This is a genomic window from Enterococcus nangangensis, assembly GCF_005405245.1.
In the GTDB taxonomy this organism is placed as follows: domain Bacteria; phylum Bacillota; class Bacilli; order Lactobacillales; family Enterococcaceae; genus Enterococcus_J; species Enterococcus_J nangangensis.
This window is the reverse complement of the sequence record NZ_BJDR01000028.1, coordinates 22,094-29,144: the sequence shown is the minus strand read 5'-3', so window position 1 is coordinate 29,144 and position 7,051 is coordinate 22,094. Positions and strand designations below refer to the sequence as shown.

Genomic DNA, 7,051 nt, shown 5'->3' with positions numbered 1-7,051 from the left:
TTTGTATAGAAAGTTTGAAAAACTTTTGAGACAAATGAGGGGCCACATTTTGGGACAATTTCCCTTTCGCTTGACATATAGGAGAGCAGTTTAAACTTGTTCAGAAGAGGAGTAATAAAACAGAAGACACAGAAAATTGCTTCTTAAATTTTTTGTGGCTTTTGGCTTATTTTCTTTAGAGTTAGGGGCATTTGTTCGACAATTTGTGAGCAGTGCAAACTCGTCCAGAAGAGACATGGTGCGCACAAAAGCGCTCATTGCAGTAGCTTGCTTTTGCAATTCTTCCTTGCTATAATTCAGGTGTAGGGAAAAGATACTTGGGGTATCCTTTCCGATTCTACGTAGCAATGATCGTGTGCGACTCTAAAGATTACTCTTTAGGGTCTTTTTTTAGTTCGTGGGCAATTTCGATAATCAACTTAATGATTACCAAAAGTTGCGCAATGCTTGCTAGCATCACAAGAACCTTTCCCGCACCCCGACGATTTTTTCATTGGCTTTACCTCCCACTCGCACCAACATTCTTTCTAGAATTGAGTGATTGTTGCTTCGGGGGTGACCAAAGTCCATGTAAACTACACCTGGAAAATAGCAAGTTTTTGTGCTTCCTTACAAAGAAGATACGCAAAAAGTTTTATATTTTTTGGCAGCTGCAAAATAATTTTTAAAAATTTGCTTTCAACAACTCAAACTCGGTTAATGACGAGCACTGAGGAAGTAGCGTTTCATGTTATACTAGTGATAAAGATTATTATCAACAAAGGAGAGATGACGATGATTACTTCCACTCGCTCAGATTATCCCCATAAAAAAGTATTGAAGGAACTAGGCATTGTTTATGGCAGCGATGATAAATTGCGTGGTGTACGCACGGTAGCGGCCGTTTCTAGCTATTTGGAACAAGCTATCAAAGAACTGGAGCAAAATGCTGAAAAGTTAGGTGCTAATGCTGTATTAGGAATTAATTTTGCTTTATCAGACCGAGCCGTACCCACCGTGATGGGCACAGCAGTAATCTTGGTGGATGAAGCTTAGCTTAGTCCGCCACAAAAAAACAAACCGAAAATCGTAGCGTTAGGGCGATTTTCGGTTTGTTTTTATTTTGCTAAATATTTTTCTAAAGCCGAAAGTTGCGTTGTTGCATCGTGTTGTCCTTGATAATACAGGGCACCCAACTTTTCCATATCTTTTTCTAAGCGACTAATGCTGACGGGTTCTGTGGGACTGATGACAAAAAGCCGACCAGCTTGACCTAGTTCCGTAATGGCGGCACATTGCTGGTTATAATTGTCATTCATGGTTTCTAGAGCGGTCACAAATTTAGGGTAGTGGCGATAAGCAAGGCGCATCGCCCGCTTTGTGCGTTCACTGTGCAGCTTTTTGCGATAACTTTCTTCCCGCGTCCGCACCACGATAATTTTCTCATAACCTTGGTCCATCGCCCATTGGTAAGGAACTTTATCACAACAACCGCCATCTAAAAAAGGATCGCCGTTAATTTCCACCGGCTTAGAAACAAAAGGCATACTAGCAGAAGCTTGCACCGCTTGTAAAATATTCCCTTGGCCCTTTTCAAAATACTCAGCTTGACCGGTACGGCAATTGGCAGTCACCGCTACAAAGCGACGTTGCGGTTGATAAAAGCGTTCTTCGTTTAAAGGCTCAATGCCTTCAATGTCCCCAAAAACAAAATCAAAACCAATCACCCCACGATTATGACGAAAAGCTTCCAACCCCACGTAGCGAGAATCATGGCGATAACGCAAATTCATGCGGGCCGCCCGCCCAATTTGACCGGCGACATAATTCAGCCCGTTCATCGCCCCGGCGGAACACCCGATCGTACACTCCATATTGATTCCTGCGGCCATCAGCACATCTAAGACACCCTCGCCGTAAACACCGCGAAAGGCGCCTCCTTCTAAAACGATACACCCTTTATGTAAAGTATCTGGCGCTTGTCCTTGTGGCAACTCCGCCAATCCTGAAAAAATTTTATGATCCATCTATTTCCCTCCTCACTCTTGTTTAGTATAGCGTAAATTGGCAAAAAGGCACGTTACCACGCTATATTCACTAGAAAAAATTAATGACCAGCTGGATTTCATTTCCAACTGGTCACCAGTTACAGCTTCTAGACGAAAATCGTCTTACTTATTTTTGTCAGTCCGCTCAGCCAAAGTCCGCGCTAAATTATCATGGACAATTTGCGCACTTTCAGCAAACAGCGCTTGTTCGTTAGCAGGCAGCGGCAAATCATGCACCGCCAATACACCACTGGCCCCTAATTGGGTCACTTGCCCGATGTACGTAGCAAACTTTTCATTGTAAGAAGACAGCGGGAAAAATTTGCGACTGTCGTTTAAAATAGCTTCTGTTAAAATTGTCCCCGTTAAACCGATGCCATACGATGTGAAGGCTTTGCCATCCATAATTTGCCACCCGCCAAAGCGCGCTTGTTCTTTTAAAGCCGCCAAGTCGATATTTTGCTCTTGAGCCAACTGCAACATGGGTAAGCCGGCTACCGCGACGGTGGACCACGCGGTGAATTGGGTCTCACCGTGCTCTCCTAAGATATAGCCAGTAATATCTTGAATGTTGCAGCCAAAATGTTTGCTGACGGCGTGTTTCATGCGGGTCGTGTCTAGCGTCGTCCCCGTCCCGACAATCCGTTCCCGCGGAAAACCAGTCAGTTGTTGCCAATACGTCGCTACCACGTCACAAGGGTTCGTAATATTTACTAAAATGCCATGAAAGCCTGAAGCTTTTAATTTCGGTGCAACTTCTTCCACAATATCTAAGCTATGATGCAACTCCCCTAAACGATTATGCTTTTTAGGATCCAGTAAAGAAATATTCCCTGCCGCTGAAATGACCACGTCACAATCGGCTAGTTCCTGCCAAGAACTTTCATAAGGCACTGCTACTAGCTGTGTACTGTTCACCAGGAGCGCTTGTTGGTCCGTCAAATCCATTTCTTCAGCTTTAGCCTTTTTATCATTTTTGTCGATTAAATATAAAATACTGGTGGTGCTGCGCAAAACCATCGCCTGCGCAACTGCGGCCCCCACGTGCCCTACCCCGATAATCGCTACTTTCGTTACCATCAAACTGCTCCCTTCCATCTTCCAAGTCGGTTTAACTGTACAATACTACGACAAAAACTGTCAAAGAATTTCCTAAAAAAGCAGCGGAGGCTTTTCTATTGAATAGCCCCCACTGCTCTTTCCTACTATTATTGATTAGCCGCCAATCAAAAAGTCTAAGACGTTCATGCCGCTAGATGTTTGGTTGCGGTACAGCTCGGTGTAGCCACATTGGCTGCAACTCACGGTAATAAATTTTTTATTTTGCACATCAAAAAGTTTGGCAAAGTTCCCGCCAGTTGCTTGAAATTGATCGGCAACATAGTGAGTGTTCCCACATTTTTCACAGACATATTGTTTCTTGTTCATATCCATTTTTTCTCCTCCTTTGGTGACCTATTGCGGACACCTTATGGCAATAAATTAGCAATTTTCCCGCGCTTTGACTAGGGACTTAAGGCTGATTTTTAGAAAACTCATAGCAGTTGTAAAACGAAGGGCGCGACAAACACGGTTAGCGCACCTGTGACACCAATCGATAGTCCACTCATGGCCCCTTGGACTTCGCCTATTTCCATCGCCCGTGCCGTTCCAATGGCGTGAGCCGTGGAGCCTAAAGCAATCCCTTGAGCTACTGGATCTTCAATGCGAAAGATTTTTAAAATAGCCGGACCCATGATGGAGCCTGAAATACCCGTGAAGACCACCATCACTAAAGTTACTGCTGAGATGCCTCCCAACCCTTCTGATAGTTCCATGGCAATTGCTGTAGTGACGTACTTCGGTACACTAGACACGATCACGGATTCTTCTAACCGAAAAAGGACCCCCAAGCCCACCATCATTAGACAACTCATCACTGCCCCAAACGTAATCCCTACTAAAATGGAACGCGCGTGATGTTTCAACAAATGCAGCGTGTTGTACAGTGGAATCCCTAAAGCGACTGTTGCGGGTGTAATCAACGTATTTAAAATAGAACCACCTTGGTAATAATTTTCGTAAGAGATACCGGTGACTTTTAAAAAGAGAATGATCGCTACAACCGTCACCACCAAGGGATTAAAAAATGGATAAGGAAAGCGGTGGAAAAGTTTTGTCGCCAGTAAAAAGACCCCTACCGATAAGACTAAACCAAAAAGCGGATTACTCGTTAACTCATTCATCTGACGTTTCTACCTCCTTGGAGTGAGGAGCAGCGTAGTCCCCTTCGAATTTTACTTTGACAAACTGTACTAAGCGCCCCGTTAAACCCATGACGACTGCGGTAATCACCAAGGACACCCCCACAAGGATGTACCAAACGTCTTGAATCGCCGTGAAGTTCACCATGATGCCCACACCGGCGGGCACAAATAAAATGGTTAAGTTTCCCAACAAGAAAGCTCCTACTTCTTTCACATCTTCCACTTTTAAAATTTTTGTTTGTAGCGCTAGGAAGAGCACCAACATTCCTAAGACGCTGCCGGGAATGGGCAAGCCTAATAAATGTTTTAAAATTTCACCTAAAAAAGAACAGAGTAAGATATAAAATAATTGCAAATAAATTTTCAAATTTTTCACCTCGACTTTTTGTACTATAGCATAACTTTTGCAAATTAAAAGACTTTTTTCAAAGAATTATTTCACTTCCTATAGTAAAATAAAGAGGATTGCCAAAATTATCCTAGGAGTTGGAAAAATGACCCGAAAATTAATCGCTTTTGATATTGATGGCACGTTGTTAGATAGTCATGGCCGTGTGTTGCCTTCCACTGTCACGGCTTTAGAAAAATTACGCCAAGCAGGACATTTGGTAACGATTGCCAGTGGCCGCTCTCGTTTTTTAGCGCAAGAAATTTTAACCCGCTATCACTTTGAAAATTATTTATTAGTCAATGGGGCAGCGGCTTTTATTAACCACCAACAAGTGGTGAAAAAAGTCTTAGACACGCCAGAATTGGACCGGTTAATTGCCTTTGCAACGGAGCTGGGCATTGATGTTAGCTACCAAAACTTAGATGAGATTCACCGCTATCAAGCGGAAATTTTACCTACCGTCCAACAAGCGATGGACAGCTTCCGCACACAAGTTCCTAGTCACAACCCAGACTTTTATCGCACGCACGAAATTTATCAAGCCATCGCTTATTACGATGCCAGCTTCGATGAACAATTTGCCGCAGCTGATTTCCAGCAGTTTGACCTCGTACGTTGGCATCCTAGTGGAGTGGATATTATTCCTAAAAATAATTCTAAAGCTGCTGGTTTGATTAAAATGGCGGAAATCGCCAAGATTGCCCACGAGGACATCATCGTCTTTGGGGACGGCTTGAATGACCGCGAGATGCTGCGCTTAGCAGGTGTCGGCGTGGCGATGGGGAATGCTAGTGCTGAAGTCAAAGATAGCGCTGACCTGGTGACTGCCGATAATAATTCCGATGGTATCTATCAAGCGTTACAACAACTCGCTTTACTTTAAAAGGAGACTGACGATGACGGAAAAATACGAATGGAAAAAAAGTGAACCTTGGTATAAACCTCTGAAAAAGCCGCAAATTTTTCAATTACCGCCACAAAATTTTATTAGCATCCACGGCTTAGGGGATCCCAATCAGCCAGAGTTTGCCGAAAAGATTCCAGCTCTTTATGCGACGAGCTACACGATTCGCATGAGTGAAAAAAATGGTTTTGCGATTCCTGACTTTTACCCTTTCACCGTTTATCCTTTAGAAGGCTACTGGTCGGTGCAAGAAAAGTATTGGCACCAACCCCTGAAAAAAGAACACTTTGAATACGACATCATGATTAAACAGCCTGCCTTTGTCACTCCGGAAATTTTTGCCGCCGCCTGCAAGAAGGCCAGTGGAAAAATTCCGCAACACTTGCAAACGGCTCTGACTTTCCGTAGCGAAGCCCCCATGACAGTGGCCCAAATTTTACACGTAGGCAGTTACGACGATGAACCCGCAACGTTTGCCCGCTTAGCAATATTTTTACAGGAACAAGGTTACGTCCGCAGTGAAAAAGAACATAAAGAAATTTATTTGTCTGACCCCCGCAAAACTGCACCGGATAAATGTAAAACTCTTTTGCGGGTAAAAATTGCAAAAGCTTAACTAAGGTGGAAGCTGTCGTGTTGCGGCAGCTTCCATCTTTGTGATAAAACAAACACTCCTTCAACTTCGTCGACAAAAAAATAACACTGCTCCTTACAATTATGTATACGCTTTCATTATTTTGTGGTATACTATAAGTGAGGAAACAACTTAGATAAATACAACACAAAAATTCAATGATAAGAAGGCGAGGAGTTATGCAATTATCCGAAAAAATCACAAATTGTCAGTTGACCACTTCTTCTTTGCCCGTGTTGACCATTTCCTTTTTGCGGATTTGGAACGTGGAGGACTATCCTGAGTTACTGGACATTGGCCAGTGGCTGATTAAACGCGGCAACTTTTGGAAGGTGGTGTTACCGCCGGATTCTCCTTACCAAGACCCCGCTACGATGCGCCAACTCCTGATTGATGTGCTACCAGAAAAAATTAACTTCCGTGTCGAAAAAGATTATTCCCCCCTCCTCTCCACTAGCTTTGTCAAAAGTTATCAATAGTAAACTAGCCCTTTTGCCGTCGTGGCAAAAGGGCTTTTTATTGGCGCTGGCTACTAAAAAAAGAGCGCACTACTTTACAGCAGCGCGCTCTGAAACATTTCATCCTTATTTTTTTATAAGACTTCCGCCAAGCCTTCAGCAAGTAAAGAGACCACCACTAAAAGTTCGTCCACCAACGCTACTGACATATTGATGCCAAATGCCGCGGCACCGTACTCTGGTTTGGTCCACTGGTGCTTTCTAGCATAATCTTTTAAAAAGATGTTCACAGCTATCGTCAAAAATACGAGTATCACAATCATAGAAAACATCACAACCGCCTCCAACACACTCACATCAAATGTAAGCTCTTTCTATATCTATTGTGATG

At 43.4% G+C, this 7,051-nt stretch carries 10 protein-coding genes; 4 read left to right on the top strand and 6 right to left on the bottom strand.

All coding sequences use genetic code 11. The features are described from left to right. Positions 1-774 precede the first annotated feature (774 nt). Positions 775-1,035, top strand: a complete 261-nt coding sequence (locus tag FFM57_RS08585) for a heavy metal-binding domain-containing protein (protein WP_137600107.1) — start codon at positions 775-777, stop codon at positions 1,033-1,035. 62 nt (positions 1,036-1,097) lie between these two features. On the opposite strand, the gene FFM57_RS08580 is transcribed toward FFM57_RS08585, so the two are convergent. The 5 genes from FFM57_RS08580 to FFM57_RS08560 all read right to left on the bottom strand — a co-directional run bounded on the left by FFM57_RS08580 (position 1,098) and on the right by FFM57_RS08560 (position 4,640). Then, positions 1,098-2,006 (bottom strand): patatin-like phospholipase family protein, encoded by a 909-nt coding sequence (locus FFM57_RS08580; protein WP_137600106.1) that lies wholly within the window; start codon positions 2,004-2,006, stop codon positions 1,098-1,100. A 144-nt stretch (positions 2,007-2,150) separates the two neighbouring features. Then, positions 2,151-3,107, bottom strand: coding sequence for a lactate/malate family dehydrogenase (locus FFM57_RS08575; protein WP_170999947.1), 957 nt, complete (start codon positions 3,105-3,107; stop codon positions 2,151-2,153). 135 nt (positions 3,108-3,242) lie between these two features. Next, positions 3,243-3,455 carry a zinc ribbon domain-containing protein gene (locus FFM57_RS08570; RefSeq protein ID WP_137600108.1) on the bottom strand — a complete coding sequence of 71 codons (213 nt, stop codon included), beginning with the start codon at positions 3,453-3,455 and terminating at the stop codon, positions 3,243-3,245. Positions 3,456-3,562: 107 nt separating this feature from the next. Beyond that, on the bottom strand, positions 3,563-4,252 hold the full coding sequence (locus FFM57_RS08565) for an LrgB family protein (protein ID WP_137600104.1): 690 nt from the start codon (positions 4,250-4,252) through the stop codon (positions 3,563-3,565). Further along, positions 4,245-4,640, bottom strand: a complete 396-nt coding sequence (locus FFM57_RS08560) for a CidA/LrgA family protein (RefSeq protein ID WP_137600103.1) — start codon at positions 4,638-4,640, stop codon at positions 4,245-4,247. Before FFM57_RS08560 ends, FFM57_RS08565 begins: the two co-directional genes overlap by 8 nt. Before the next feature lie 127 nt (positions 4,641-4,767). Between FFM57_RS08560 and FFM57_RS08555 the strand changes: the two genes are divergently transcribed. The 3 genes from FFM57_RS08555 to FFM57_RS08545 all read left to right on the top strand — a co-directional run bounded on the left by FFM57_RS08555 (position 4,768) and on the right by FFM57_RS08545 (position 6,681). After that, on the top strand, positions 4,768-5,547 hold the full coding sequence (locus tag FFM57_RS08555) for an HAD family hydrolase (protein ID WP_137600102.1): 780 nt from the start codon (positions 4,768-4,770) through the stop codon (positions 5,545-5,547). Positions 5,548-5,560: 13 nt separating this feature from the next. Continuing rightward, positions 5,561-6,184 carry a GyrI-like domain-containing protein gene (locus FFM57_RS08550; protein ID WP_137600101.1) on the top strand — a complete coding sequence of 208 codons (624 nt, stop codon included), beginning with the start codon at positions 5,561-5,563 and terminating at the stop codon, positions 6,182-6,184. Positions 6,185-6,381: 197 nt separating this feature from the next. Then, the gene (locus FFM57_RS08545; protein WP_137600100.1) at positions 6,382-6,681 is read left to right on the top strand and encodes a hypothetical protein; all 300 of its coding nucleotides are present in this window, start codon (positions 6,382-6,384) and stop codon (positions 6,679-6,681) included. Positions 6,682-6,794: 113 nt separating this feature from the next. On the opposite strand, the gene FFM57_RS08540 is transcribed toward FFM57_RS08545, so the two are convergent. Then, a complete protein-coding gene (locus FFM57_RS08540; protein WP_137600099.1) occupies positions 6,795-6,992 on the bottom strand; it encodes a hypothetical protein in 198 nt (65 codons plus the stop codon). Positions 6,993-7,051 lie beyond the last annotated feature (59 nt).